Below are 26418 nucleotides of genomic sequence, written 5' to 3' on the forward strand. Positions count from 1 at the left end.
ATGAAAACAAAAAGACTCACCGAACTTGCTCTGCTGACTGCTATTGCGCTTATTATATTTATAATAGAACTGCGTATACCTAACCTTGTTGCTATTCCCGGAGTCAAGCTCGGACTCGCAAATATCGTAACAGTTTATGCTGTGTATAAATACAGCGCGAAAGAAGTAGCAATGGTAGTATTTGCGCGTGTTATGCTTGGTTCGATATTCGGAGGAAATGTTTCAGCTATAATTTACAGTATGGCAGGTGCTGTATTCTGTCTTATAGGTATGCTTGGTGTAAAGAGGAGAGTACCTGTAAACTTCATATGGCTGAGCAGTATTATTGGCGCAATATTGCATAATACAGGACAAATTACTGTAGCGATCATCATTATGAGATCATTTGCGGTGCTTTATCATTATCCCTATCTTATAATATCAGGCTGTATAGCAGGTGCATTTACAGGAATATGCGCACAGTTACTGATCAAAAGAGGGTTTATGGGCAAAAAAGTTGAGAAAAATAAGTAAATATGGTATAATACTTATTGAGGTGAAAAAAATGAATCCAATGAATGTATTTAAGCTGAAATCGCTTTTTGAAAGATTTAAAGGAAATCATCCTAAAGTACCACTTTTTTTCAAAGCGGCAGTTGGCAGTGTTCAGGAGGGGAGTATAATTGAAATAAAAGTCATAACTCCTGAAAACAAGTCGATCGTTACCAATATGAAGATAAATCAGGAAGATCTTGCTTTGATAGAGGAATTAAAGAATATGCTGTAAAAAAGGCTGCCGTATTATATGCGGCAGCCTAATATTCTATCCCCTTGCGGGCATTGATACCTTTTTCATATGGGTGCTTAACAGCTGTCATCTCAGTAAGATAGTCAGCTTGTTTTTTCAGCCATTCACTGGGCAATCTTCCTGTAATAATGATCTCGCATTTATCGGAACAGTTTTTAATAAAGTCGTCAGCAAGCTCTGTATCAAGGAGCTTTTTATTATATGCATCGAGAAATTCATCAAGCACTATGAGCTGCACAGCTCCGTTATTCAGCATAGAATAAGCTTTTTTCAGCATTTCGTTATGGCAGTATTCCACATTTTGCTTTTCAGTATCGTTCATCTGAAATGTGAATTTATTACATTCTTCGCAGCATATAACATTTATATTCTCCAGTGTTCTAAGAACATTTATCTCTGATGAGCTTCCGTTTTTCAGAAACTGTAAAAAAGCAACTTTCATTCCTGCGCCGCAGGCTCTTACAGCAAGTCCGACTGCTGCTGTAGTTTTTCCTTTTCCATTTCCATAATAAATATGTAACATTCTGATACGCCTCCCAAAATATTATAACATCTTAAACTTGTTTAATCAAGACTTGACACTTTTTTGTCAAGGGATTATAATATAAAAGATGTAAAATTCAAGGAGTGTTTTAATGAGTTCAATAATATTTTTTGACATTGACGGTACTCTTGTTACAGAGGACGAGAGAGCCATAATCCCTGACAGTACACGAGAAGCTGTCAAAAGAACAAGAGAGAAGGGAAATCTTACTTTTATAAACTCAGGCAGAACAGCTTTCAATATCAGTCCGAGAGTAAAGGAACTGGGATTTGACGGATATATATGCGGCTGTGGAACTTATATAGAGTATAACGGCGATGTTATTCTTTCGCGTACTATTGAAAAAAACAAATGCAGAGAGATAGCTGAACTTATGCGTGAGTGTAATGTAACTCCTGTTTATGAACATTCGGCAGGCTATTTTTTCGATGATAAAGCTCCTATGACTGACGGATTAAAGTACTTCATGGAAGTATTTGTTGATTCGGGAATTGACGTAAGCGGCAGGGTAGAGGACGATAATTTCGGATTTGATAAGTTTGTTATCTGGGAAAACCCAAAAAGTGATATGGAAAAATTCAGGAACGAAATAGGTAAGAAGTTTTCGATAATCGACAGAGGAGGCGGATTTTTTGAGAATGTACCGCTGGGATTTTCTAAAGCTACAGGTATTCAGCATATACTCAAAAAGCTTGATATCCCAATGGAAAAAGCTTATGCAATAGGTGACAGCATGAATGATCTTCCTATGCTTGAGGCTGTTCCGAACAGTATAGCAATGGGCGGAGCGGAAGTAATATACCCCTATGTTTCCTACATAACTACGCCTATTGAAGAGAACGGAATAGCAAATGCACTTGCTCATTTCGGGCTTATTTGATTTTCAATATGTCATCATATTGGGCGTTTATTGCTATTCTGGTCAAATATTGCGATTTTTTGATAGTTTTTTTTGGATTTTATTTGAATTGAAAAGTGTAAAGTGCTATGTTATAATAATATTAAAGCCGAATGGCAAATATTATGAGAGGGTATGACTGAGTTCGGGATATACTCAGTCGAAAAAGTATTATGAATATAGCAGTTGCACAGTCAGGAGGACCGACTTGCGCTATAAACGCTTCATTGGCAGGTGTTTACAGTGCTGCACAGCGTAACGATGAGATCGACAAGGTCTTTGGAGTTCTTAACGGTATAGAGGGTATCATCAATGAGGAACTTGTTGACCTTTCGGAAAAGATCACAAGCGATGTAAGCTATCAGCTGTTGCTTAGAACTCCGTCAGCTGTACTTGGTTCATGCAGAAAAAAGCTTCCTGATCACAGGGAAAAAAGTGATATATATGAACGTATAACAGAAGTTCTGAGGAAGTATGAGATCGGTATGTTCTTTTATATCGGCGGAAATGATTCAATGGATACGGTTGCTAAGTATTCAGCATATCTTAAAGATATGGGAATTGACGATATAAAGATAATAGGTATCCCTAAAACTATAGATAATGACCTCTGCGAGACAGATCATTCTCCGGGATTTGGTTCTGCTGCAAAATATGTTGCAGCGACTGTGCAGGAAATAACAAGAGACAGTAACGTTTACAGTATCCCGTCAGTTACTATCATCGAGACTATGGGACGTCATGCAGGCTGGCTTGCAGCAGCTTCATGCTGTATAAGAGCAAACGGAGAGTCTGCACCGCATCTGATATATCTGCCTGAGACTACATTCAGCATTGAAGGATTTCTTTCAGATGTTAAGGCTGAGATGAAGAAGTACAGGGCGGTTATAGTCGTTGTATCGGAAGGTGTAAAAACAGCCGAGGGTAAGTTTGCTGCCGAAGAATATCAGTCTGGACAGAAAGACGTGTTCGGACACAGTTATCTTTCGGGAATAGGCAAATTCCTTGAAAAGCTTGTTGCTGCTGAGATAGGTTGTAAAGTTCGTTCCATCGAGCTTAACGTAATGCAGAGATGCAGCTCTCATATAGCTTCTCTTGAGGATATAAGATCATCAGAAGCTATTGGTATGGCAGCAGTTAAAGCAGGTCTTGACGGACAAACAGGCTGTATGATGACATTCATCAGAGAATCGAATATGCCTTATAGCTACAGGATCGGCACTGTTGAAGCTTCAAAGGCTGCAAATTCGGAGAAATTCTTCCCACGAGAATGGATAAACGAAAAGGGAAATAACGTTTTATCGCCTGCGTATGATTATCTTATGCCACTTATACAGGGTGAGCTTCATGCGATTATGAAAAACGGAATGCCTTTGAATTTTGTAATATAACATTTATCAAAAACGCCCTATGTGATACATAGGGCGTTTTCATACAAAAAAGCGGCTCAATTGAGCCGCTTTTTAACTATTAAAGTGATTTTACATTGCCTAGCAGGAATTCCTGAATTCTGAGTGCGTCGTTTGAAGTAACGCCCTTGCTTGCTGTATCAACGTCAGCATTCTTTTCACCCTGCGCTGTAATGTGGTTCTTATCTGAACCCTTTAAGCCGTACTTGTCAGGATTTGCAAGTGACTGCATGATAAGAACGATATCGGACATATCTACCTGACCATCGCAGTTTGCGTCACCTGCTGAAGGATTAGGTGCAACCTCATCTGTTTTAGAAGGATTAGCCTTTGTAGTAGTTGTGGTTGTTCCTGCTGGAGCAGATGAATTACCTGTTGTAGTAGTTGAAGCTACTGGAGCTACATCTTCAGCAGTTGTACCGTCAGGCTCTACACCCCAGATAAGCTTATCATCAGCATAAAGTGTTACCTTATTTGTAATAGCTGAAGCAGCGTTATCATCTTCAAAGCTTACGAGATCATCGTAGCTGTAGTCGTTTGAAGAATCCCACTCAGGGTAGATGTTTGTCTCAGGATCCATCTTTGTTGTAAGAGCGAACTGATATACACGGCTGCCGTAGAACTTACAATCCTTCCATGTTACATCAACGTAATATGTACCCTTATCGTCGTACTTGACAGGTTCTGAGAGAACAGCGTGTGACTTGTTGTTTGTATATCCTGCCTCCTGATCGTAGTCGATACGAGGAACGATATAATCAATGCCGTAGCCTTCGTCAAGGAGCTCCTTGATATTGAAGTAGTATCTTGCCTTAACGTCACACTCAAATCTTGGAGGATTTGTTGTTCTGTTGTGGAGAACGAGCTTGAGCTGGATACCGTCTTCCTTTTCCTGAGCCTTACCTGCTGATACAAAGTATCCTACAGGAAGCGGATTGCCGTCCTCGTCTACCTGATCGTAGCCGATAGCGTTTTCAGACATATTGAAGTCTTCGATTATGTGGTTTTCCTTTTCGTCTACCTTGCCCTTAGTACCGTAGTAGTGGTAAAGACCTGCAAGGTCTCCGCAGAAGCCTGCGTTATAGTCGTCGGTAACTTCGTTGTAGATATAGTCCTTTGTCTCATCAACGTGGTTATCCTTGAGGTCAGGACCGCCAACGAGAGCACCCCAGAGGGTATGTACCTGAACTATCGGATCGTCCATGCTCTGTGTAGCTGAGCAGTGTGATGAACGGTGATGCGGATGTGAAGCGAAGTTGTATTCATAACCTACTTCGTAAGCATAACCCATTGGGTTGTTGCCGAGGATGTATTCCATCTGAGCTCTTGCCCATGGGAGGAATGTTTCATCGCCTGTAGTCTTTGCATATACGCAAGCACAGAGACCGGCAGCTGTATTGTAACGAGCTGAACCGTAACCTGAAACGACTGCCCAGCCCTTAGGTGATTTAGCTATAAAGTCGCCGCTTGTCTCACTGTCAGGGAGATCAGCGATCTTATCGCAAGTCATAGGCATATTCCAGAGATAATCGTCTCTGCCGAAATACTTATGACCGTGAACAGGCTCATAGCCCCATTCAGAGCAATCAGTTGTCTTGGAGCAGCCTGACCAGAATTCAAGGTTGTAACGGAAGATGTACCAGTCACGTGCAGTATTTGTAATAGGAGCAAGCTTTGCGAAAACTCCGCCCCAAACTGTATCCCAGCAGTGAACCCAGATGTTCTGCCAGCAGTTACCTGTATCAGTAATGATACGCTTCATATAGCCTGTGTAAGCGTAAGAAGGCTGCTGACCTGTCTGAGCCTCTGCATCAAATGAACCACTGTCAGAAATTGGCTTAGAATCATCAACTGCGATAATATCATCGATATAATCGTAGTTTTCAGTACAGTAGTAAAGCCATACAGCAGCCCATGCAAGTTCATCGTAGTCATAGCTTGATGTATAGAAGCCACCATCGTAGCCAAGGCTTGAGTTACTTGGTACCATACCCGGCTTCCATTCCTCAATGTGTGTCTTTACAGCGAAATCGTAAAGAGCCTTTGCATATTTGAGGTTTTTCTCAGCGTACTCGGGATCTGTATCCTTGAAGTTGAGGTAGTTTATAGCCAGTGAAGCGGCAGCACCTGCGCACTGGTCAGAAGCTGGCATTTCTTCTGTAGCGAAATAAGCAGGACGCTTAACAGCACAAGATGATGAAGCAACCATTGTGTTATCCTGCTGAAGCTCAGGAGGACACCAGTAGTTATGGTCGTTATTACCCTCTCCGACCTGATAACAGTAAGCGATTACGTTACCGTCATCGTCCATAAATGTTGCTTTCATGAAGTAGTCATTGATCCAGCGAAGTTCGTCTTCAACGTGCTTCTGGAGTCCGAGTTCTTCATAAGAATCACGGAATTCATAATAACCCCAGCCCACTGTAGAAGCTGAATAGCTTCCCGGGAGACCGAACTTTACGTGGTCACCGGCATCGTGCCAGCCGCCTGTAAGATCAAGAGTGCCGTTTCCGTCTGGATCAAGGTACTTCTTGTTCTTTTCGATGAATGACTCACTCATATTTACGCCGACATAAAGAGTAGGATCATCGTCGCCAAGATTTGGCTTTGTTTTACCGTCATCGCCTGCGCCAAGTCCCTGATCTGTCTTGAGCTGATCATCAGTCTTGCCCTTGCCGACTGTAGGCATAGGACTCATTGGCTTGAGCGGGATCTCTGCATCGATAACGTGACAGTTTGAACGCCATGAGTAGTAACCGTCATCAGCTACCTCATCACCGCACTTGTTGGCATCATAGAAACAAAGCGCGAGCTGCAATGCCTCTGCGTAGTTGTGATAGTTGTTTGTCTTGCCCTCAGTGATAACTGCGGCATTTGCGCTTGTGATGATACCGCTTGTAAGAATAGTAGCGGTAGCAGACAAGCAGGCTAATGATTTTTTGAGTATCTTCGCCTTTTTCATGTCAAATCTTCCTTTCGAGAGTAATTATTTCATGGGATTTTTCTCGTGCCTCGGAGAAAAAACCATTATAACCACATATTACTTGAGCAGATTTTTCTTTTTAAGCCTGTCAAAAACAATATTATATCCATCGTTTCCGTCTTTCAAAGAACGGTTCACTCTGCTTATCGTAGCAGTACTTGCACCTGTTTCTGTCACGATGCTGTTATAGACTCTGTGTTCATCAAGGAGCTTAGCAACGTGAAGACGCTGAGCAAATGCTTTCAGTTCGATGCTTGTGCAGAGATCATCAAAAAATTTATAACAGTCATCTACTGAGTCAAGTGTAAGAATAGCTTCAAAGAGCAGATCCATGCTTTCTGATTTTATTTTATCGATCATAATAATTCTCCAATCTGCCAAAAGGCGTATCAAACGATTTCTTACTTTACATTTTAACACATTATTCCGTAAAAGTAAAGCTTTTTTGCGTAAAAAATACGGCATTAAAATGCTAATATATTAAATAAGAAACTACACCTTCATGTATATGATAGCACATTCTCAACAAAAAGTAAAGAATATTTCTCAAAATTCGCAAAAATTGGGCAAACACGATAATATTCCGCAAATAATCATATGCAATATAAATACTGCTGGATTAAAATATGACTTAAATGATTTATAAGTATAATTAATTTAATTACGGCGAGTATGATTTGGATTATATATTTTTCCTTAGTGATATCAAAATAAAACAAGGGGTTGAATTTTTTATGAAGATATAGTATAATGATAAAGTAATGAAATATTCGTTATTTGAGGATAAATATGATACCTACAGAAATGCGGTGATTTTATGGAACAGACCATTAAGAGTGATAAAAATATAGAAGAAGCGAATATCCTTTATACTGTTGCAATGAGAGGACTTGTTGCTTTTCCGAAAATGGTAATGCATTTTGACGTTTCGCGCAGCAAATCAGTGGCTGCTGTTGAACGTTCACTGAAAGAGGGCGGCAAGCTTTTTCTTGTTACACAGCATGAAGCATATGTTGAAAATCCAAAGGCATCTGACCTTTATAAAGTCGGAGTTGTTGCGGAAGTAAAGCAGGTACTCAAGCTTCCGGACAATATCATGAAAGTCCTTGTAGAAGGCGTATACAAGGCAAATCTTGTAAGGCTTATCGACGACGGAGAAGTACTTAAAGCCGAGGTCAAGCGCACTCCCACATATTCAAGAGCGAAGCTTGACGAAGTTGAGGCAGAAGCACTGATGCGTTCAGTCAAGGACGTTTTTGAGCGTTATGCTTCATTCTTCCCGAGAATGCCAAAGGAACTGCTCACTTCAATAGTTACACAGGATTCACCTGTAAAGCTTTTTGAGACAGTTACTTTCAACTGCAATCTTAATTATCGTGACAAGCAGACTCTTCTCGAAGAGACTAATGTTATAAACAAGCTTTCGGTTCTTTTTGCCTGCCTTACATCGGAGGTAGAGATATTAGAGCTTGAAAACCTTATAAACGAGCAGACGAAAAACAGTATCGACAAGGGACAGCGTGAGTTTTATCTCCGTGAACAGCTCAGAGTTATACAGGAGCAGCTCGGTGAAGACGAGGGCGATGAAGCTTTCGGCTATATCAATGACATAATGGATCTGAAGATAGACGAGAAGAGCAAGGAGAAGCTTCTTAAAGAGGCTGACAAGCTTACAAAGCTCCCTCCGTCATCTCAGGAAGCCTTTGTTATCAAGAATTATCTTGATACTGTACTTGATCTGCCGTGGGGAAAATATACCAAGGCTAAGCTTTCTATGGACAAAGCACAGGCAGTTCTCGAAAAGGATCATTACGGACTGAAAAAAGTAAAGGAACGTATCCTCGAATTCCTTGCAGTTCATATGCTCAATCCTGAGATAAAGGGACAGATAATCTGTCTTGCAGGCCCTCCAGGTATCGGTAAGACTTCTATAGCAAAGTCTATCGCAAAGGCTATGGGAAGAAAGTATGCCCGTGTTTCACTGGGCGGCGTTCGTGATGAAGCTGATATAAGAGGTCACAGAAAGACCTATGTTGGAGCTATGCCAGGACGTATCATAACAGCAATATCTCAGGCAGGCTCTGCAAATCCGCTTATCCTGTTCGACGAGATAGACAAGCTTTGCAGCGATATCAAGGGCGATCCTTCGTCAGCTATGCTCGAAGTACTTGATGCTGAGCAGAACAATGCTTTCCGTGACCACTTCATAGAAGTACCTTTTGATCTGAGCAAAGCAGTATTTATTACAACAGCAAATAATGTAAGTGCTATACCTGCTCCGCTTCTTGACAGAATGGAAGTTATCGAGCTCCCAAGCTATACTGCTGAGGAGAAATTCCACATAGCCAAGGAACACCTTATCCCGAAGCAGCTCAAAGAACAGGGATTAAAGGCAACTCAGCTCAAGATAAGTGATGATGCTATTGATGAGCTTATACAGTACTACACCAAAGAAGCAGGTGTGCGTTCACTTGAAAGAAGTATAGCTTCACTTTGCAGAAAAACTGCAAAGAAAGTTGCATCAGGTGAAGCTAAACGTGTCAGCATAAAGGCTAAGGATATAAACGATTATCTCGGCATACGCAAATACCTCGGAGACCTTTCGTCCAAGGAGGATCAGGTCGGCGTTGTAAACGGTCTCGCATGGACATCTGTGGGCGGAGTTCTCATGCCTATCGAAGTTCTTATAATGAAAGGAACAGGCAAGATCGAGGTAACGGGTTCTCTTGGCGATGTTATGAAGGAGAGCTCAAAGATAGCTGTCAGCTATGTTCGCAGTATCGCAGATAAATACGGCATCAATCCTGAGTTTTACAAAGAGAACGATATTCATATCCATGCTCCCGAAGGAGCTGTTCCAAAGGACGGTCCTTCCGCAGGTGTTACTATGACTACTGCACTTGTTTCCGCACTTTCGGGAACAAGGGTGAGATCAGATGTTGCTATGACAGGTGAAGTTACACTTCACGGAAAAGTCCTTCCTATAGGCGGACTTCGCGAAAAGACAATGGCTGCATATAAATCAGGCATAAAGACTGTTATCATACCTGTAGCCAACAAGCCTGATCTTGAAGAAGTAGACAAGGTAGTAAAGGACGCTATAGAATTTGTATACGCAGAAGAACTCAAAGATGTTCTTGATACAGCACTTATAAAATAAATTCAGACAAGGAGGAAACGCCGTGAAGCTGAATTACAACAAAGCGGAGTTTACCGCCGCATATGGAAAGTTTTCTCAGATCCCTGCACCTGAGAGGATAGAGATAGCATTTGCAGGACATTCAAATGTGGGAAAATCAACACTCATAAATAAGCTTTTCAACAGGAAAAATCTTGCGAGAGTAAGCTCTGTTCCCGGAAAAACAGCTACCATAAATTTTTACGGTCTTGAAAATATATATTTTGTAGACCTTCCCGGATACGGTTATGCTAAAGTTGCAAAGTCGGAAAAGGAGCGTTGGTCGGGGCTTATTGAGGGATATCTCAGCTCTGACAGAGATATCAGACTTGTATTCATGCTGGTGGATATGCGTCACGCTCCCACAAAAGACGATGTTCAGATGATAAATTACCTTATAGACACGGAAATGCCGTTCGTTCTTGTGCTAACAAAAGCAGATAAGCTGAACAAGACTGAGAGAGCAAAGCGGCTTGAAGCCTTCAAGGACGAAATACCGTGCTTTGAGGATATTCATGTTATACCTTTTTCTTCTCAGACATTTGAAGGTGTTGAGGAGTTAAGGCAGATCGTTGAGGATATCGCAGATGACAATGACGTCTCTGACGAATAAATTATACCTGAAAGGATGTTAAAAATGTTTGTATCCGAAAATCTCGGTGTCAACAGCGCAGGTAACTTTACTATCGGCGGAGTTGACACGGTGGAGCTTGCAAAAGAATACGGCACTCCGCTTTATGTTATGGACGAACAGCTTATAAGAAAAACTCTTCGCCGTTTCCATGACAGTATGAAAAAGTATTATGACGGAAAAGGTGAAGTTCACTATGCAAGCAAGGCTTTTTCCTGCATGGAGATGTGCAGAGTAGTTGCAAGTGAAGGCGATGGTCTTGATGCAGTTTCGATAGGTGAGCTTTATACAGCTTATAAAGCAGGCTTCCCTATGGGTAAAGTCGGCTTCCACGGCAACAATAAGACCGATGAAGAACTGAGTTTCGCATTGAAGGTCGGCGTTGGACATATCATAGTCGATAATATAAGCGAACTTCACAGACTTGAAGCTATTGCAGCAGAAATGAACGTGAAGCCTGATATTATGTTCCGTATAAAACCTGGCATAGACGCTCATACTCATGACTTTGTAAAAACAGGTCAGATCGACAGTAAATTCGGCTTCGCTCTTGAAACAGGAGAAGCATTTGAAGCTGTCAAAGAGGCTGTAAACTGTAAAAGTGTAAATTTAAGCGGACTTCACTGCCACATAGGATCGCAGATATTTGATATTGCGCCTTTTGAAGAAGCTGCAAAGGTAATGCTCGGATTTATCGCAAAGATAAAGAATGAACTCGGTTTTGAGATCAAGGGACTCAACCTGGGCGGCGGTTTCGGTATAAAGTATCTTGAAGAACATGATCCTGCACCTTTTGAAGTATACCTCGAAAGAGTATCTTCCGTTGTTAAGGCTGAATGTGCAAGGCTCAACATAGAGCTCCCGAAAATGTTCATCGAACCTGGTCGTTCTATAGCGGCTCCCGCAGGTATAACACTTTATACAGTCGGTGCTCGCAAGGAGATACCTAATATAAGAACTTATATCTCTGTAGACGGCGGTATGGCTGACAGTCCGAGATATATCCTTTATGGTTCTGAATATGAAGCTATCGTTGCAAATAAAGCAAATGATGATCGTACAGAAAAGGTTACAATTGCAGGTAAATGCTGCGAAAGCGGTGACCTTATCGGCGAGAATATGCCGCTCCAGCACGCAGAATCAGGAGATATAATAGCTGTATGTGCAACAGGTGCATATAATTATTCAATGTCATCGAACTATAACAGACTTCAGAAGCCTGCAGTTGTATTTGTAAACGAAGGCAAATCGAGAATAGCTGTTAAGAGAGAGACACTTGATGATATCATAAGAAACGATATATAAAAAATAAGGCAGGGAATATCCCTGCCTTATTTTTCGGTATATAGCCTGCCTTGCCATGTGTCAAGTTCTGCAAGCTTTTTGTCTATTCCTCCGAGAACTGCTATCTTGTCCGCACTCCACATAGGTGCTATAAGCTTTGATTTGTCACCGTCACCTGTTATTCGTTCAATAACTGTCTCAGGCGGTAATGTTTCCAGCTGTTTCACGATGATATCAATGTATTCATCACGATCCAAAAGCTTGAATTCGTTATTTTGATACATTTTTTCCAGCCGTGTGCCTTTTATCACATGAAGCATTTGCAGCTTTACTGCGTCAGGCTTCATTTTTGCAACTTCATGAGCTGTTTTGAGCATCATTTCGGGTGTTTCAAAAGGGAGTCCGTTAATGATATGCAGACAGACTCTTATGCCTTTGCTTTTGAGTTTGTGATAACCTTCAAGGAATTCCTTGTGTGTGCAGCAGCGGTTTATAAGTTTCAGAGTTTCTTCGTGACAGCTCTGCATTCCAAGCTCTACGGTAAGAGCAGTTTTTTCATTTATATCGCATAAAAGTCCGATGATATCATCTGACAGGCAGTCTGCACGAGTTCCTATGGATAAACCACATACGTTAGGGAATTCCAAAGCTGAATAAAATAGCTCTTTAAGAACGCTGCAAGGGGCATATGTATTCGTATTTGCCTGAAAATATGCAACGAATTCAGCGTCAGGACCGTATTTTTGAGATATGCGTTCATATTCTCTTTCAAGCTGACTTTTTACCGTGAGACCGCTGTGTGTGAAATAGCCGCTTCCTCCGTCACAGAATATACAGCCGCCTACGCCTTTTGTACCGTCTATATTCGGACAAGTCAGACCGCAGTCTATAACGGCTTTGTATATTTTTTTTCCGTATTTGTTTTTGTTATAATAATTCAGCGTATAATAACGCTTGTTATCATTAGAATATATAAAAGGACTTTTGTTCATTTTTTGCCTCCTTGTGTAAATATGTTACCATATCGCTTTAGATTTGTCAATATTTAGTATATAAAAAATAAATATCGCAATATCTGGGCTGATTGTCTATTGACATTTTGCACAAAGTGCGCTAAAATATAAGAGTAATATTTTTTGAGGACCTGATGCTTTTATGGTGAAAAAGAATATTGTTTTAATAGGTATGCCGGGAGTAGGCAAAAGCACAGTCGGAGTTATTCTTGCAAAACTCTTAGGCTGCAAATTTATGGACACTGATCTGATAATACAGGAGCAGGAAAAGAAGCTTCTGAAAGATATCATTGCTGAAAAAGGTATTGACGGTTTTGTTGAGACCGAAAACAGTATCCTCAGCAGGTTTGATGCGGAAAATTCAGTCATCGCTACGGGCGGAAGTGTTGTTTACGGCAAAGAAGCAATGAAAAATCTTGCTGATAATGGTGTTGTTGTTTATCTGAAGCTTGATTACAAAAAGCTCAGATATCGCCTTGGCAACATAAAAAACAGGGGCGTAGTGATCCGTGAAGGACAGTCACTGAGCGGGCTCTATAAAGAGCGTGTGCCTCTGTATGAAAAGTATGCAGATATCATCATTGATGAAAACGGCTGCAACGTAGAGAAAACCGTAAGTAAAATAATGGCTGAAATATACGATCATTTGTAAGAAATAGACAATTATAAACCTACAAAAGCACTGAATTGCACAATTTTCCTTTTCTATTCAAAAAGTTCTTTGACATTTAGGTAATTATGTGTTACAATGTATAGTAGGATTATTATTATTAATAATTATCAGAATTCGGTGCCGTTTATGCAGCAAAACTGCTTTGGCTTGCGGATATCGGAAAGGAATCGAAATGTCTAAAATTATTGCTATTACCTCAGGAAAAGGCGGAACAGGTAAATCAACAGTCTGTGCAGGACTTGGTTATACTCTCGCTAAACAGGGACACAGAACTCTTATAATCGAGCTTGATTTTGGTCTCAGATGTCTTGACATTATTTTCGGTGTAGAAGATAATATCAAGTATGATCTCGGTGATGTCCTCAGTGGAAAAAAGACTGCTCTCGAAGCTGTCGCTCAGATCCCTATGGCATCAAATCTTAATATTCTGTGTGCTCCCAAAACACTTACTTCTGTAAGTGCAGAGCAGATAGTAGAGATATGCCGTTCCGTAAAGAAGTATTTTGAGTACATCATTATCGACACAGGTGCCGGAATCAATTCTCATGTATTTGATATTGTTGAACAGGCAAATCTTATACTTGTGATATCTACTCCTGATCCTGTCTGCATCAGAGACGCAAGCCTTATGTCAGATGAATTCTATAACAGAGGAAATAAGAGTCAGAGACTCATCATCAATAAGATCAGTAAACGTATCATCGGCAGTGAGCTCATCACAAACCTTGATGAAATTATAGACAAGGTCGGTGTTCAGCTTATCGGAGTTATCCCAGATGATTTCAAGATGACAGTTGCTACAGGTAAGGGCAATCCTATCCCTACTGACAGTGAGGCACTCAAAGCATTTGACGCTATATCAAAGCGTCTCGGCGGAGAATTTGTGCCGCTTACAGTAAAGACTGTATAAAAAAGATAATTAATCCGCTAAGCGGGGAAAGGAAAGATATATGAAGATCGCAATTATAGCACACGACGCTAAAAAAGAGCTCATGGTGCAATTCTGCAGCGCATACTGCGGCATTCTGTCAAAGCATACTCTTATAGCTACAAATACAACAGGAAAACAGGTAAGCGAAGCTACAGGGCTTCCTATCAAAAGATATCTTAGCGGACAGGGCGGAGCTGAGCAGATACTGGCACTTCTTTCATGTAATGAAGTCGATGTTCTTCTCTTCTTCAGAGACCCTATAAACCCAAAGGCAGCAGATGTTCACGGAATGAACCTTCTCAGACTCTGTGACGTTCATAACGTACCTGTTGCAACAAATATCGCTACCGCAGAAGCATTGATCCTTGCACTCGAAAGAGGCGATCTGGATTGGCGTGAGGTCGGTAATCCGAGCATCTAAATGTTCAATTGTCCCTTCTAAAGGGACAATTTTCATGTAAAAAACAAACAGGAAAGGCTTGAAATATATGGCTATGAATATAAAACGTCCAAACGGTACAGAAGATGTTCTGCCAAAGGATGTTCACAAATGGAACACAGTCGAAAAGATAGCAAGAGAAACTGCTGAAAGCTTCGGCTTCTCTGAAATACGTATACCGACTTTTGAGAATACAGACCTTTTCCTTCGTTCTGTAGGCGAGACCACTGATGTTGTTCAGAAGGAAATGTATACCGTAAAGGCTAAGGAAACAGAGTTTACTCTTCGTCCTGAGGGTACAGCAGGTACTATCCGCGCAATGCTCCAGAACGGACTTCTCAATGAAGCACTGCCGCAGAAGGTATTTTATATGCTTTCGTGTTTCAGACATGAGCGTCCGCAGGCAGGCAGACTTCGTGAGTTCCACCAGTTCGGACTGGAAATGGCAGGAAGTGCAGCTCCTACAGCAGATGCAGAGGTTATCTCACTTGCCAAGACACTTCTCACAAGACTTGGTCTGAAAAATATCGAGCTGTATATCAATTCTATCGGCTGCCCTTCATGCCGTGCTAAATACCATGAAGCACTCAAAGCTTATTTTGAGCCTCATAAGGAAGAACTTTGCGATACCTGCAAGGAAAGACTTGTAAAAAATCCTATGAGACTTCTTGACTGTAAGAGCCCGATATGTCAGGAGATCGCTAAAGATGCTCCGCTTATCACAGATTATCTCTGTGAGGAATGTGACGATCACTTCAAGAAGCTTCAGGCATATCTTACAAATCTTGGTATCGAGTATAAGGTAAATCCAAAGATCGTAAGAGGTCTTGATTATTATACAAAGACTGTTTTTGAATTCGTTACTACCGAAATAGGAGCACAGGGTACTGTCTGTGGCGGCGGAAGATATGACGGACTCATTGAACAGCTGGGCGGTCAGCATATCCCTGCACTTGGTTTTGCAATGGGAATTGAAAGACTTCTTCTTGTTATGGACAAGCAGGGCTGCGATTATCTTACACCTAAGAAGTGCGATATTTACTTTGCTACTATGGGTGATGCTGCACTTGAAAAGGCAATGGAGCTTACAAAGGGACTGCGTGAGTTCGGTTACTGCGCAGAGTATGACCTTATGGGCAGAGGTATCAAGGCTCAGATGAAGTATGCAAATAAGATAGGTGCAGCTTATACAGTTGTTCTCGGAGATAATGAGCTTGCAGAAGGTAAAGCAAGACTCAAGGAAATGGAATCAGGAAACGAGACCGAGATACTTCTTAACGATAAATTTACTACAAATTTTGAGAATGAATACTTCAATAAAGTTCTCGACATAATGGACGATGAGAACGGCTCAATGTTCGCATTCACAGGGGAGGATAAGTAAAATGGCAGACAGTATGAAAGGTTTAAAGCGTACACATTACTGTGGCGAAGTGACCGAAGTAGGCAAGGAAGTCGTTGTAGGCGGCTTTGTTGACAGAATAAGAGACAAGGGTGGCGTTATCTTCATTGTATTAAGAGACAGAACAGGCGTTGTTCAGCTCCTTTTCAATGACGAGACTGACCGTGAGATATTTGATAAGGCAGCTTCATGCAAGAGCGAATATGTTCTTATGGCTAAGGGTGAAGTACGTGAGCGTGAAAGCAAGAATGATAAGCTTAAAACAGGTAATGTTGAGATATTTGTAAACGACCTCAGAGTACTTGCAAAGGCTCAGACTCCGCCTTTTGAGATCGTAAATGAGACAAAGGTAAATGACGAGCTCCGTCTTAAATACCGTTACCTCGACCTCAGACGCGCACCTCTCCAGGAGAATATTATCAAGCGTCACGAGATCGCAAAAGTTACTCGTGAGTACTTCTATGAGAATGGTTTCCTTGAAATAGAGACTCCTATGATGATGAAGTCCACTCCTGAGGGCGCAAGAGACTATCTTATCCCGTCAAGAGTACATCAGGGCAAATTCTATGCACTTCCGCAGTCTCCACAGATATATAAGCAGCTTCTTATGGTATCAGGCTATGACAGATACATACAGCTTGCTCGCTGCTTCCGCGATGAGGATCTTCGTGCAGACCGTCAGCCTGAGTTCACACAGATAGACCTTGAGATGTCCTTTGTTGACGCAGAGGATATACAGGAGTGCGTTGAAGGCTTTATCCAGCGCGTATTCAAGGAAGTTATGGGAGTAGACGTTCCAACTCCTCTCCCAAGACTTACATTTGCTGATGCTATGAACCGTTACGGCTCAGACAAGCCTGATACACGTTTCGGATTTGAGATACAGGATATCACTGATACTGTAAAGGACATAGATTTTGTTGTATTCAAAGGTGCTATCGAGGACGGCGGCAGCGTACGTGCTATCAACGTAAAGAACGGTGCGGCAACATATACTCGTAAGGAGATCGACAAGCTTGTTGACCATGCTAAGGGTATAGGCGCAAAGGGACTTGCCTACATTCGCTGGGCAGATGAGCCTAACTGTTCATTCAAGAAGTTCCTTAAAGACGGCGAGCTTGAAAAGATATGCGCAGCAGTAGATGCACACGAGGGAGACCTCGTTCTCATTTGTGCTGACAAGACAAAGACTGTTCTTTCAACACTGGGAGCTATCAGACTTATCTGCGGCAAGAAGCTTGACGTTATACCTGATGATGTTTATAACTTCCTCTGGATAACAGAAATGCCTTTCTTTGAGTATGATGATGAAAATAATACATGGGTAGCAGCACACCACCCATTTACAATGCCTATGGAAGAATGTCTCGGCTATCTTGACACTGATCCTGCTAATGTTCGCGCTAAGGCTTGGGATCTGGTACTCAACGGTACTGAGCTTTCAAGCGGTTCTATGCGTATAACTGATTTTGAGCTTCAGCAGAGAATGTTTGAGGCACTTGGCATGACAGATGAAGAGATACAGGCTAAATTCGGATTCCTTGTTGATGCTTATCGCTACGGCGCACCACCTCACGGCGGTATGGGTATCGGTCTTGACAGACTTGCTATGATAATGTGCAAGGCTGACAGTCTCCGTGATGTAACAGCGTTTCCGAAGGTACAGAATGCAAGCGAGCTCATGTCCGAATGTCCGTCAGCTGTTGACGATGAGAGCCTTGAAGTTCTCGGTATAAGCGTAGTGAAAAAAGAAGATGAGTAATCGTTTTTATGCGGTATGCGGTATTCTCGATATTGACGGCAAGATACTTTTTGTAAGGCATACATATGGACCTGCAAAGGAACGTATACTTATCCCGGGCGGTTATGTCAAGGAGGGCGAGCTTCCGTCTGATGCGGTAAAGCGCGAGTTCTTTGAAGAAACAGGCGTTAACGCAGAAGCTGAGTCAGTTTTTGCAGTTCAGTTCAGAGCCGAACAGTGGATAATAGTATTTCGTCTTAAATATATATCGGGAGAGCCTGTGTCGGACGGCTATGAAAACAGTGAAGTATTGCTTCTTACACCTGAGGAGGCTGTAAGGAGGAGCGATATCACTAATATGAGCCGTGCGATCCTTAACGCATACATCAAAGATCGTGAAAATACCCTTGAAAAAGGAGATTATAAGTCGATTTCCTTAAAAGCAGGGGAGTATGAGATATTTGGTGTATAAAAATAATTTAAAATCTAAAAATTTTTATTGACATTTTTATCGGTTTGAGGTATAATATTTATTGTCAATGGATATTTGCAAGGGAGCTGTCTGTAGGGAAGGCTCCCTTTCTGTTTATTTTCAGAACTTATTAACATAATATCTATTGACTGCTGATATCTGTTGTGATATACTAAGAGAAATAAATGACCAACAGTCATTTTAAAAGGAGGCGTTTAAATGGCATCAGAGGCTGTAAAAAAGATACTTGAAGCTGAGGCGATATCCGATAAGAAAAATGCCGAAGCACGCAGACAGCGTGATGATATAATCAGTTCTGCTTCGGGCAGTTCTTCACTTGCTATTCAGAAAAAGATCGCAGAAGCTACTTCGGAGGCTGTAAAGATCAGAGAAGGATATAATGAAAAGCTGAAAGAATACGAGAAAAATGCGGAGAGCGAATGTACGAAAAAGATCGGCAGTATAAAGCAGCTTGCTGAGAAAAATATGGATTCAGCTGTTAATGAAATAATAAGCAGATTTTTCTGAAATCAGCTTTGTGAAAAGGAGAGTGATGTAAAATATGGCGAAGCTCAAAATGAAAAAGATCGAGCTTATTGCTATGCTTACAGACAGTAAAAAGATAATAGAGCTTCTTCAGCGGCGCGGAGTTGTTGAAATATCAAGAAATGATGATGAAGAGCTTGAAAATACGAATGTTACGGCAGTTGTGGGAGAGTTTGATAAATTCCGCAACACTGCTTCTCAGGCACTTGAGATCATAGATAATTACGCTCCCGAAAAAACAAGCATAACCGATATGTTCAGCGGTAAGACCGAGGTCGAAAAGCACGAGTTCGGTCGTGAAGCCATGCAAATGGAAAAGGTAATGACTGCTGCAAATGAGATTATCAAAAATCAGCGTTTAATTACCGATTCTGCAAACTCGATATCACAGCTTGAGATAAAGTGTGATATGCTGCAAAGATGGCTTCCGCTTGATGTTCCGCTGAATTTTAAGGGAACCGCGACAACTTTGGCGTATATCGGCACTCTTCCGTATCAGATAACGGCAGAGTCACTGGAAGAACAGCTTCCCGATAATTGCAGTGTTGAAGTTGTAAGCGGCTCTAAGGAGCAGACAAATCTTTTTATCCTGTGCAGTAAAAGCTCGTATGATGAAGCAGGAGATGTTCTGAGAAGGCTTGCTTTCGTTTCAGCTTCAGAGCCTGAAAGTCATACTCCAAAAGAATTGATATCTATGTATGAGCAGGAGATATCAGATCTTGAAAAGGGCACTGATGAAGCAAAGAAAAATATTGAAAAGCTTGCAGAAAATCGTAAGGAATTGCGTTTTGTCATCGACTATCTCCAGATGCGAAAAGAAAAATACGATGCACTCAGTGGACTTGGATTTACGGAAAGTACATTTGTACTTACCGGATATATTCCCGAAAAGTACTGTGAACAGCTTCGTAAAGAAATAGAAGCGAAATACACAGCGTCCATAACATTCACTGATCCCACAGACGATGATGATGTACCTGTTTTGCTTGAAAACAGCAGTTTTTCATCACCTGTTGAAGGAATCACAAAAATGTATGCACTTCCTGGAAAAGGCGATGTAGACCCCACACCTGTAATGTCATTCTTCTACTATCTGTTCTTCGGAATGATGCTCTCAGACGCAGGCTACGGACTTTTAATGCTTATCGGAACTACAATAGCATTAAAGAAATTCAAGCTTGAAACAAGTATGAGAAAAACTCTGACAATGTTCCGAAACTGTGGTATATCTACCATTTTCTGGGGCGCACTTTTCGGAAGCTGGTTCGGAGATATAGCGCAGGTCGTTGCGAGAAACTTCTTTGATAAAGAGATAGGCAGTCTTGCTTTATGGTTTGAACCTCTTACGGATCCTGTAAAGCTGCTGCTGGTATCATTCGGACTGGGAATACTTCATCTTTTGCTTGGTGTTGCGGTCTCGTTCAAGATGACATGGGACACAGGCAAAAAGCTTGATGCCATATTTGATGCATTGCCAATATATCTCATAGTTATTGGAGTTGCTCCTATAGGCGCAGGAATGTTTATTACAGTTCCGTCTGCACTTACCAGTGCAGGACTGTATATGCTTATAGCAGGTGTTGTAATACTTGTCCTCACAGCAGGAAGAACTTCAAAATCCGTATTCGGAAAATTCTTCGGCGGTCTGTACGCACTTTACAATACAGCTACGGGATATCTCGGAGATATTCTTTCATATTCGAGACTTCTTGCTCTCGGACTTGCAACAGGAAGTATCGCAAGCGTTATAAACCTTATCGGTACTATGCCTGAAAACAAGGTATTTAAGCTCATACTTCTTATTATAGTATTTGTTGTGGGACATACTGCAAATCTGGCTATAAATCTGCTCGGTGCGTATGTTCATACTGACAGATTACAGTTCGTTGAGCTTTTCAGTAAATTCTACACAGGCGGCGGCAGAGAATTTACACCGCTTACTGTAAATACAAAGTATATAAAATTCAAGGAGGAAAATACAAATGACTAATGGATTAGTTTTAGCTTTAATCGGAGCTGCTCTTGCAGCACTTCTCGCAGGCATCGGTTCTGCAAAGGGTGTAAGCCTTGTAGGTGAGGCTGCATCGGGTGTCGTATCAGTTGACCCTTCAAAATTCAGCAAGGTGCTTCTTCTTGAGCTCCTTCCCGGTACACAGGGACTTTACGGACTTATCGCAGCAATGTTCATTCTTATCAAAACCAACGTTTTAAGCGGTAATGCTGCAGATCTTACTGTTCAGCAGGGACTTGCATTCCTTGCAGCTTCTCTCCCAATCGCTGTTGTAGGTCTTATCTCAGGTATCATGCAGGGCAGAACTGCTGCTGCAGGTGTAAGCATCACAGCTAAGAAGCCCGATCACAACGGCAAGGCTATCATTATGGCTGCAATGGTAGAAACATATGCTATCCTTGCTCTTCTTATTTCAGTTCTTATGATACTTAACATAGCTGTATAATGGAGGTGGAGATATGTCAGGACTTGACGATATCCTGAACCTCATCGAAGCTCAGCAGAAACAGGCAGAAGACAGTATTATGAAGGCTGCGGCAGACAAGGCGCGCAGAATACAGAACGAGGGCAACGAAAAAGCTCAGAAGGCTTATGAGGAGCACCTCGCTAAATCCAAAGCTCAGGCTGAAAAGGATTTTGAGAATTCATGTGCCTCAGCAGATGCTGCAATGAAGAGAAAAATACTGGCTTGTAAAGTTGAACTTATTGATGAAACTATTGAAAAGACTATAGATAAGCTGAAAAAGCTTCCTGATAAGGAATATTTTGATCTTATCCTTAAAATTGCCAAGGGTCATATACAGTCCGATAAGGGCGTAATAGCACTTGGAAAGGCTGATCTTGCAAGAGTCCCAAAGGACTTTGAAAGTGATCTCAGTACTTTTGCTGCTGAAAAGGGCGGAAGCATACAGCTTTCAAAAGAACCTGCCGACATAGATGACGGCTTCATACTCAGTTATGGGCTTATATCGGAAAATTGCAGCTTCAGAGCTATTGTTGAATCAGAAAAAGATGAGATCAGAGATACAGCTGCACGAGTGCTGTTCAGGTAGGTGATAGCATGAATGGAACAAAATACGCAAATGCTGTCGGTGCTGTAAGAGCGATGGAGAATACTCTGCTTGGAAAGAGCGATATAGAGCAGCTTATCAATGCAAGAAGCAAGGCAGAGGTCAATTCTATAATTGCTTCTAAAAACGGTGGAGGAGCAAATTCGGAAAATCTTGAAGATGTATGGGGTATGCTCAGGGAATATGCTCCTGATTGCAAGGAACTTGAGATACTGCTTTACAGAAATGATTTTCATAATTTGAAAGCTGTACTAAAGGCGATCATTTCAAACAGAGATCCTCAGCAGTACTATATATCACCTTCAAACGTTGAGCTATCTGTTCTTAAAGAAGCCATAAATTCAAAGGTTTATGACGCTCTTCCCGAGTATATGCGTGATGCAGCTGCTGATGCTTATGAGCTGGTAACACGAACACTTGACGGACAGCTTTCCGATTCACTTATTGACACAGCAGCTTTGAAGGCTATGCAGAAAAGTGCGGAAAAGTTCGGCGGTGAGTTTATGCAGAAATATGCTAAGCTTACAACTGTATGTTCAGATATAAAAACTGCTTACAGATGCTGCCTGCTGAATAAATCCTCACAATTCATGGAAACTGCTGTATGCGGAAGTGAAGAGCTTGAAAAGAGCGAGCTTATAAAAGCTGCACTCAGCGGTACAGAAGGATTTTTCGGATTTCTTGAGACTACTGATTATGCAAATGCAGCTGCACTTCTTAAAGACTCGGCTGCACAGTATGAAAAGTGGTGCGATGATGTGATAATGGAGCTTGCTGACGGAGCACGTTCGCAGGCTTTCGGCTCAGATCCTCTTGCAGCATATTATATTGCCAAGGAGTCAGAGATAAAAAATCTCAGGATCTTATCAGTATGTAAGGAGTTCGGTGCTGATAAGGAAACTATCACGGAAAGGATGAGAAAGCTATATGTATAAAGCAGCAGTTATCGGTGACAGCGCAAGTGTGTCAGGATTTGCAGCTCTTGGGCTTTCGGTATTCCGTGAGACCGAACCTGAAAAAATTACTAAACTTATTTCAAGGCTTGCAGCCAATGACTTTGCGGTGATTTACATCACAGAGCCTGCCGCTGCACTTGTAAGCGATACAATAAATAAATATCGGAGCAGCAAGCTGCCCTCAATAGTCCTTATACCTGCAATTGAAGGCAATACAGGCGACGGCATGAGAGCTTTGCACGATGCAGTTGAAAAGGCTGTAGGCTCAGATATACTTAATTAGAAAAGAGGCGGATAAGCAGAAATGAACAGCAAAGGTACAGTAGTAAAGATATCAGGACCGCTTGTAGTTGCCGAAGGTATGAGAGATGCTAATATGTTCGACGTTGTGCGAGTTAGTGAAAAGCGTCTTATCGGTGAGATAATAGAAATGCACGGTGATCGTGCTTCCATACAGGTTTATGAGGAAACATCGGGTCTCGGAACAGGTGAGACAGTTGAATCAACAGGCGAACCTATGAGCGTTGAGCTTGGTCCGGGACTTATCGGAAGTATTTTTGACGGTATCCAGCGTCCACTTGATGATATACGAAAGGTATGCGGCAATAACCTTGCAAGAGGTGTAGAAGTGCCCTCACTTAAACGTGAACCTCTCTGGAAATTCACACCTTCTGTAAAAGCAGGGGATAAGGTCGTTGGAGGAGATATTATCGGTACAGTTCCTGAGACTGATATTGTTCTCCATAAAATAATGGTGCCAAACGGCATTGAAGGTACTGTAAAAAAGATATCCGAGGGAGAGTTCCATGCAGATGATACTGTTTGTATCATAGAAACGGAAAAAGGTGAAAAGGAGCTTTCACTTATTCAGAAATGGCCTGTAAGACGAGGCAGACCCTATAAGAAGAAGCTTTCTCCCGATATGCCTCTTGTAACAGGTCAGCGAGTTGTTGATTGCCTTTTCCCTATAGCTAAGGGCGGTGTTGCAGCTATCCCGGGACCTTTCGGAAGCGGTAAAACAGTTACTCAGCATCAGCTTGCTAAATGGGCAGAGGCTGATATCATAGTTTATATCGGCTGCGGCGAGCGCGGTAACGAAATGACGGACGTTCTTAACGAATTCCCAGAGCTTATCGACCCGCATACGGGACAATCACTCATGGAAAGAACCGTTCTTATAGCCAATACTTCGGATATGCCTGTTGCAGCCCGTGAGGCTTCTGTATATACAGGTATCACGATCGCAGAATACTACCGTGATATGGGCTACTCCGTAGCTCTTATGGCAGATTCCACATCACGTTGGGCTGAGGCTCTCCGTGAAATGTCAGGACGACTTGAAGAAATGCCGGGCGATGAAGGTTACCCTGCTTACCTCGGAAGCCGTCTCGCTCAGTTCTACGAGCGTGCAGGACGAGTTATCTCAAACGGTACTGAGGGCAGAGAAGGAGCACTTTCGGTTATCGGAGCTGTTTCTCCTCCCGGCGGTGATATCTCAGAACCTGTTTCACAGGCTACACTTCGTATAGTAAAGGTTTTCTGGGGACTCGATGCAAACCTTGCATATCAGAGACACTTCCCTGCAATAAACTGGCTCACAAGCTATTCGCTCTATGCAGATTCACTGGCTGACTGGTATAATAACAACGTATCAAAGGACTGGATGAAGTCAAGAGCAAGATTTATGTCTATACTCCATGATGAAGCTGAACTCAAAGAAATAGTAAAGCTTATCGGTATGGACGCTCTTTCGTCAAAGGACAGACTTAAAATGGAGACTGCACGTTCTATACGTGAGGACTTCCTGCATCAGCTTGCATTCCATGAAGTTGATACCTATACAAGTCTGAAAAAACAGCTTTATATGATGAAGCTCATACTCAATTTCAACGATGAAGCAGCCAATGCTGTAGAAAAAGGTGCAGACATTGAAAGTGTTGCAAACCTTGCGGTAAGAGAAAAGATAGGTCGTTTCAAATACGTTGAAGAAGAAAAAACAGATGCAGAATTTGAAAAGCTCAGTGTGGAGATCTCCTCAGAGCTGAATGACCTGCTCACTAAGGAGGAAGACTGATGCCAAGAGAATACAGAACAATTGAAGAAGCAGTAGGTCCTCTGCTGCTTGTCAAGGATGTTGAGAACGTTACCTATGGTGAGCTTGCTGAAATAAGACTTAAGAACGGCGAAAAAAGACGCTGCCGTGTCCTTGAGATAGATGGTACGAATGCTCTTGTACAGCTGTTTGAAAATGCTGCAGGTATAAACCTTCAGGACAGCAGTGTTGTTTTCTCAGGCCATCAGATGGAGCTTGGTGTATCCGAGGATATGCTGGGACGAGTTTTTGACGGACTTGGCAGACCTATAGATGATGGTCCTGAGATAATCCCCGAAATGCGCCTCGATGTTAACGGACTTCCTATGAATCCTGTTGCACGACAGTATCCTCAGGAGTTTATCCAGACAGGTGTATCGGCTATTGACGGACTGAACACTCTTGTAAGAGGTCAGAAACTGCCTATTTTCTCAGCCAGCGGACTTCCGCACGCACAGCTTGCTGCTCAGATAGCAAGACAGGCAAAGGTACGCGGAAAAGACGAGCAATTTGCCGTTGTTTTCGCAGCAATGGGTATTACCTTTGAAGAGTCGGAATACTTTGTACAGAGCTTCAAGAGCACAGGCGCACTTGACAGAACAGTGCTATTCATAAATCTTGCAAACGACTCAGCTATCGAGCGACTTGCTACACCTAAAATGGCACTTACAGCTGCCGAATATCTTGCATTTGAGAAAGGTATGCACGTACTTGTTATCCTTACGGATATCACTAACTATGCCGATGCTCTTCGTGAGGTATCAGCCGCACGTAAGGAAGTTCCGGGAAGACGTGGATATCCTGGTTATATGTATACCGATCTTGCAACTATATATGAACGTGCAGGCCGTCAGAACGGCAAAGAGGGAAGTATCACAATGATACCGATACTCACTATGCCTGAGGACGATAAAACTCACCCTATCCCCGACCTTACAGGATATATCACTGAAGGACAGATAATTCTTTCTCGTGAGCTTTACAGAAAAGGTATAAATCCTCCTGTAGATGTTCTTCCGTCACTTTCACGACTCAAGGATAAGGGTATAGGTGAAGGAAAGACCCGTGCAGACCATTCCGATACCATGAACCAGCTTTTCTCAGCATACGCACGTGGAAAAGATGCTAAAGAACTTATGGTAGTTCTTGGTGAAGCTGCTCTTACACCTACAGATCTGCTTTACGCAAAATTTGCAGATGAATTTGAGAAGAGATATGTTTCTCAGGGCTTTGAAAACAACAGAAGCATTGAGGAGACTCTTTCTATCGGCTGGGAACTGCTTAAACTTCTTCCAAGAAGTGAGCTGCGCAGAATCAGAGAGGAATATCTTGTTAAATATTATGATACTCAGAAATGA

Annotated in this window: 25 protein-coding genes; 21 read left to right on the forward strand and 4 right to left on the reverse strand. The window is 42.0% G+C overall.

The genetic code is table 11. From position 1 onward, the window contains the following. Together QZZ41_RS05925 and QZZ41_RS05930 are read left to right on the forward strand one after the other, a co-directional pair. A complete protein-coding gene (locus tag QZZ41_RS05925; protein WP_295069453.1) occupies positions 1-513 on the forward strand; it encodes a Gx transporter family protein in 513 nt (170 codons plus the stop codon). 31 nt (positions 514-544) lie between these two features. After that, a complete protein-coding gene (locus QZZ41_RS05930; RefSeq protein WP_295069455.1) occupies positions 545-766 on the forward strand; it encodes a hypothetical protein in 222 nt (73 codons plus the stop codon). A gap of 28 nt (positions 767-794) precedes the next feature. Here the strand turns inward: QZZ41_RS05930 and QZZ41_RS05935 are convergent, their stop codons facing one another. Further along, positions 795-1310 carry a cob(I)yrinic acid a,c-diamide adenosyltransferase gene (locus QZZ41_RS05935; RefSeq protein WP_295069457.1) on the reverse strand — a complete coding sequence of 172 codons (516 nt, stop codon included), beginning with the start codon at positions 1308-1310 and terminating at the stop codon, positions 795-797. Between the two features lie 112 nt (positions 1311-1422). Between QZZ41_RS05935 and QZZ41_RS05940 the strand changes: the two genes are divergently transcribed. Together QZZ41_RS05940 and QZZ41_RS05945 are read left to right on the forward strand one after the other, a co-directional pair. Continuing rightward, a complete protein-coding gene (locus QZZ41_RS05940) occupies positions 1423-2211 on the forward strand; it encodes an HAD family hydrolase (protein WP_295069459.1) in 789 nt (262 codons plus the stop codon). 191 nt (positions 2212-2402) lie between these two features. After that, positions 2403-3620, forward strand: coding sequence for a 6-phosphofructokinase (locus tag QZZ41_RS05945; RefSeq protein ID WP_295069461.1), 1218 nt, complete (start codon positions 2403-2405; stop codon positions 3618-3620). A gap of 79 nt (positions 3621-3699) precedes the next feature. On the opposite strand, the gene QZZ41_RS05950 is transcribed toward QZZ41_RS05945, so the two are convergent. Continuing rightward, positions 3700-6600: a glycoside hydrolase family 9 protein gene (locus QZZ41_RS05950; protein ID WP_295069463.1), complete on the reverse strand. Its 2901-nt coding sequence runs from the start codon at positions 6598-6600 to the stop codon at positions 3700-3702. Between the two features lie 78 nt (positions 6601-6678). After that, positions 6679-6981: a YerC/YecD family TrpR-related protein gene (locus QZZ41_RS05955; RefSeq protein WP_019678660.1), complete on the reverse strand. Its 303-nt coding sequence runs from the start codon at positions 6979-6981 to the stop codon at positions 6679-6681. 457 nt (positions 6982-7438) lie between these two features. On the opposite strand from QZZ41_RS05955, the gene lon reads away from it, so the two are divergent. The 3 genes from lon to lysA are packed head-to-tail and all read left to right on the forward strand — an operon-like array spanning position 7439 to position 11735. After that, positions 7439-9781, forward strand: a complete 2343-nt coding sequence (gene lon / locus QZZ41_RS05960; RefSeq protein WP_295069465.1) for an endopeptidase La — start codon at positions 7439-7441, stop codon at positions 9779-9781. A gap of 28 nt (positions 9782-9809) precedes the next feature. Then, positions 9810-10412 carry a ribosome biogenesis GTP-binding protein YihA/YsxC gene (yihA, locus tag QZZ41_RS05965; RefSeq protein ID WP_074714439.1) on the forward strand — a complete coding sequence of 201 codons (603 nt, stop codon included), beginning with the start codon at positions 9810-9812 and terminating at the stop codon, positions 10410-10412. Positions 10413-10436: 24 nt separating this feature from the next. Further along, positions 10437-11735 (forward strand): diaminopimelate decarboxylase, encoded by a 1299-nt coding sequence (gene lysA / locus QZZ41_RS05970; RefSeq protein ID WP_295069467.1) that lies wholly within the window; start codon positions 10437-10439, stop codon positions 11733-11735. Between the two features lie 26 nt (positions 11736-11761). On the opposite strand, the gene QZZ41_RS05975 is transcribed toward lysA, so the two are convergent. Beyond that, positions 11762-12706, reverse strand: coding sequence for a TIGR01212 family radical SAM protein (locus tag QZZ41_RS05975; protein ID WP_295069469.1), 945 nt, complete (start codon positions 12704-12706; stop codon positions 11762-11764). A gap of 163 nt (positions 12707-12869) precedes the next feature. Between QZZ41_RS05975 and QZZ41_RS05980 the strand changes: the two genes are divergently transcribed. From QZZ41_RS05980 to QZZ41_RS06045, 14 genes are all read left to right on the forward strand, one after another. Then, positions 12870-13379 carry a shikimate kinase gene (locus QZZ41_RS05980; RefSeq protein WP_295069471.1) on the forward strand — a complete coding sequence of 170 codons (510 nt, stop codon included), beginning with the start codon at positions 12870-12872 and terminating at the stop codon, positions 13377-13379. 193 nt (positions 13380-13572) lie between these two features. Further along, entirely contained in the window at positions 13573-14310 is a 738-nt protein-coding gene (locus QZZ41_RS05985; RefSeq protein ID WP_074713993.1) for an AAA family ATPase, read from the forward strand. Positions 14311-14350: 40 nt separating this feature from the next. Next, positions 14351-14752 carry a methylglyoxal synthase gene (locus QZZ41_RS05990; RefSeq protein WP_009984662.1) on the forward strand — a complete coding sequence of 134 codons (402 nt, stop codon included), beginning with the start codon at positions 14351-14353 and terminating at the stop codon, positions 14750-14752. A gap of 67 nt (positions 14753-14819) precedes the next feature. Continuing rightward, positions 14820-16154 (forward strand): histidine--tRNA ligase, encoded by a 1335-nt coding sequence (gene hisS / locus QZZ41_RS05995; RefSeq protein ID WP_295069474.1) that lies wholly within the window; start codon positions 14820-14822, stop codon positions 16152-16154. Position 16155: 1 nt separating this feature from the next. Further along, positions 16156-17934, forward strand: a complete 1779-nt coding sequence (gene aspS / locus QZZ41_RS06000; protein WP_295069476.1) for an aspartate--tRNA ligase — start codon at positions 16156-16158, stop codon at positions 17932-17934. Next, positions 17927-18385, forward strand: a complete 459-nt coding sequence (locus tag QZZ41_RS06005) for an NUDIX domain-containing protein (protein WP_295069477.1) — start codon at positions 17927-17929, stop codon at positions 18383-18385. The genes aspS and QZZ41_RS06005 overlap by 8 nt, the downstream gene beginning before the upstream one ends. A 219-nt stretch (positions 18386-18604) precedes the next feature. Further along, complete coding sequence (locus tag QZZ41_RS06010) at positions 18605-18913, forward strand: hypothetical protein (RefSeq protein WP_295069479.1); 309 nt, start codon at positions 18605-18607, stop codon at positions 18911-18913. Positions 18914-18947: 34 nt separating this feature from the next. Then, positions 18948-20921 carry a V-type ATP synthase subunit I gene (locus QZZ41_RS06015; protein WP_295069481.1) on the forward strand — a complete coding sequence of 658 codons (1974 nt, stop codon included), beginning with the start codon at positions 18948-18950 and terminating at the stop codon, positions 20919-20921. Beyond that, the gene (locus QZZ41_RS06020) at positions 20914-21387 is read left to right on the forward strand and encodes a V-type ATP synthase subunit K (protein ID WP_028516623.1); all 474 of its coding nucleotides are present in this window, start codon (positions 20914-20916) and stop codon (positions 21385-21387) included. Before QZZ41_RS06015 ends, QZZ41_RS06020 begins: the two co-directional genes overlap by 8 nt. Before the next feature lie 13 nt (positions 21388-21400). Further along, on the forward strand, positions 21401-21994 hold the full coding sequence (locus QZZ41_RS06025) for a V-type ATP synthase subunit E (protein WP_295069482.1): 594 nt from the start codon (positions 21401-21403) through the stop codon (positions 21992-21994). Positions 21995-22002: 8 nt separating this feature from the next. Continuing rightward, positions 22003-22947: a V-type ATPase subunit gene (locus QZZ41_RS06030; RefSeq protein WP_295069484.1), complete on the forward strand. Its 945-nt coding sequence runs from the start codon at positions 22003-22005 to the stop codon at positions 22945-22947. Next, positions 22940-23251 (forward strand): V-type ATP synthase subunit F, encoded by a 312-nt coding sequence (locus QZZ41_RS06035; protein WP_074713985.1) that lies wholly within the window; start codon positions 22940-22942, stop codon positions 23249-23251. The genes QZZ41_RS06030 and QZZ41_RS06035 overlap by 8 nt, the downstream gene beginning before the upstream one ends. A 21-nt stretch (positions 23252-23272) precedes the next feature. Next, positions 23273-25042 carry a V-type ATP synthase subunit A gene (locus QZZ41_RS06040; protein WP_295069487.1) on the forward strand — a complete coding sequence of 590 codons (1770 nt, stop codon included), beginning with the start codon at positions 23273-23275 and terminating at the stop codon, positions 25040-25042. Beyond that, entirely contained in the window at positions 25042-26418 is a 1377-nt protein-coding gene (locus QZZ41_RS06045; protein ID WP_295069488.1) for a V-type ATP synthase subunit B, read from the forward strand. Before QZZ41_RS06040 ends, QZZ41_RS06045 begins: the two co-directional genes overlap by 1 nt.

The sequence above is a fragment of the Ruminococcus sp. genome (assembly GCF_016283395.1).

Excerpts from the sequence above, each read along its gene's own strand:
- QZZ41_RS05925 (WP_295069453.1), top strand. The coding sequence starts at position 1 with ATGAAAACAAAAAGACTCACCGAACTTGCTCTGCTGACTGCTATTGCG.
- QZZ41_RS05930 (WP_295069455.1), top strand. The coding sequence starts at position 545 with ATGAATCCAATGAATGTATTTAAGCTGAAATCGCTTTTTGAAAGATTT.
- QZZ41_RS05935 (WP_295069457.1), bottom strand. The coding sequence starts at position 1,310 with ATGTTACATATTTATTATGGAAATGGAAAAGGAAAAACTACAGCAGCA.
- QZZ41_RS05940 (WP_295069459.1), top strand. The coding sequence starts at position 1,423 with ATGAGTTCAATAATATTTTTTGACATTGACGGTACTCTTGTTACAGAG.
- QZZ41_RS05945 (WP_295069461.1), top strand. The coding sequence starts at position 2,403 with ATGAATATAGCAGTTGCACAGTCAGGAGGACCGACTTGCGCTATAAAC.
- QZZ41_RS05950 (WP_295069463.1), bottom strand. The coding sequence starts at position 6,600 with ATGAAAAAGGCGAAGATACTCAAAAAATCATTAGCCTGCTTGTCTGCT.
- QZZ41_RS05955 (WP_019678660.1), bottom strand. The coding sequence starts at position 6,981 with ATGATCGATAAAATAAAATCAGAAAGCATGGATCTGCTCTTTGAAGCT.
- lon (WP_295069465.1), top strand. The coding sequence starts at position 7,439 with ATGGAACAGACCATTAAGAGTGATAAAAATATAGAAGAAGCGAATATC.
- lysA (WP_295069467.1), top strand. The coding sequence starts at position 10,437 with ATGTTTGTATCCGAAAATCTCGGTGTCAACAGCGCAGGTAACTTTACT.
- QZZ41_RS05975 (WP_295069469.1), bottom strand. The coding sequence starts at position 12,706 with ATGAACAAAAGTCCTTTTATATATTCTAATGATAACAAGCGTTATTAT.
- QZZ41_RS05980 (WP_295069471.1), top strand. The coding sequence starts at position 12,870 with ATGGTGAAAAAGAATATTGTTTTAATAGGTATGCCGGGAGTAGGCAAA.
- QZZ41_RS05985 (WP_074713993.1), top strand. The coding sequence starts at position 13,573 with ATGTCTAAAATTATTGCTATTACCTCAGGAAAAGGCGGAACAGGTAAA.
- QZZ41_RS05990 (WP_009984662.1), top strand. The coding sequence starts at position 14,351 with ATGAAGATCGCAATTATAGCACACGACGCTAAAAAAGAGCTCATGGTG.
- hisS (WP_295069474.1), top strand. The coding sequence starts at position 14,820 with ATGGCTATGAATATAAAACGTCCAAACGGTACAGAAGATGTTCTGCCA.
- aspS (WP_295069476.1), top strand. The coding sequence starts at position 16,156 with ATGGCAGACAGTATGAAAGGTTTAAAGCGTACACATTACTGTGGCGAA.
- QZZ41_RS06005 (WP_295069477.1), top strand. The coding sequence starts at position 17,927 with ATGAGTAATCGTTTTTATGCGGTATGCGGTATTCTCGATATTGACGGC.
- QZZ41_RS06010 (WP_295069479.1), top strand. The coding sequence starts at position 18,605 with ATGGCATCAGAGGCTGTAAAAAAGATACTTGAAGCTGAGGCGATATCC.
- QZZ41_RS06015 (WP_295069481.1), top strand. The coding sequence starts at position 18,948 with ATGGCGAAGCTCAAAATGAAAAAGATCGAGCTTATTGCTATGCTTACA.
- QZZ41_RS06020 (WP_028516623.1), top strand. The coding sequence starts at position 20,914 with ATGACTAATGGATTAGTTTTAGCTTTAATCGGAGCTGCTCTTGCAGCA.
- QZZ41_RS06025 (WP_295069482.1), top strand. The coding sequence starts at position 21,401 with ATGTCAGGACTTGACGATATCCTGAACCTCATCGAAGCTCAGCAGAAA.
- QZZ41_RS06030 (WP_295069484.1), top strand. The coding sequence starts at position 22,003 with ATGAATGGAACAAAATACGCAAATGCTGTCGGTGCTGTAAGAGCGATG.
- QZZ41_RS06035 (WP_074713985.1), top strand. The coding sequence starts at position 22,940 with ATGTATAAAGCAGCAGTTATCGGTGACAGCGCAAGTGTGTCAGGATTT.
- QZZ41_RS06040 (WP_295069487.1), top strand. The coding sequence starts at position 23,273 with ATGAACAGCAAAGGTACAGTAGTAAAGATATCAGGACCGCTTGTAGTT.
- QZZ41_RS06045 (WP_295069488.1), top strand. The coding sequence starts at position 25,042 with ATGCCAAGAGAATACAGAACAATTGAAGAAGCAGTAGGTCCTCTGCTG.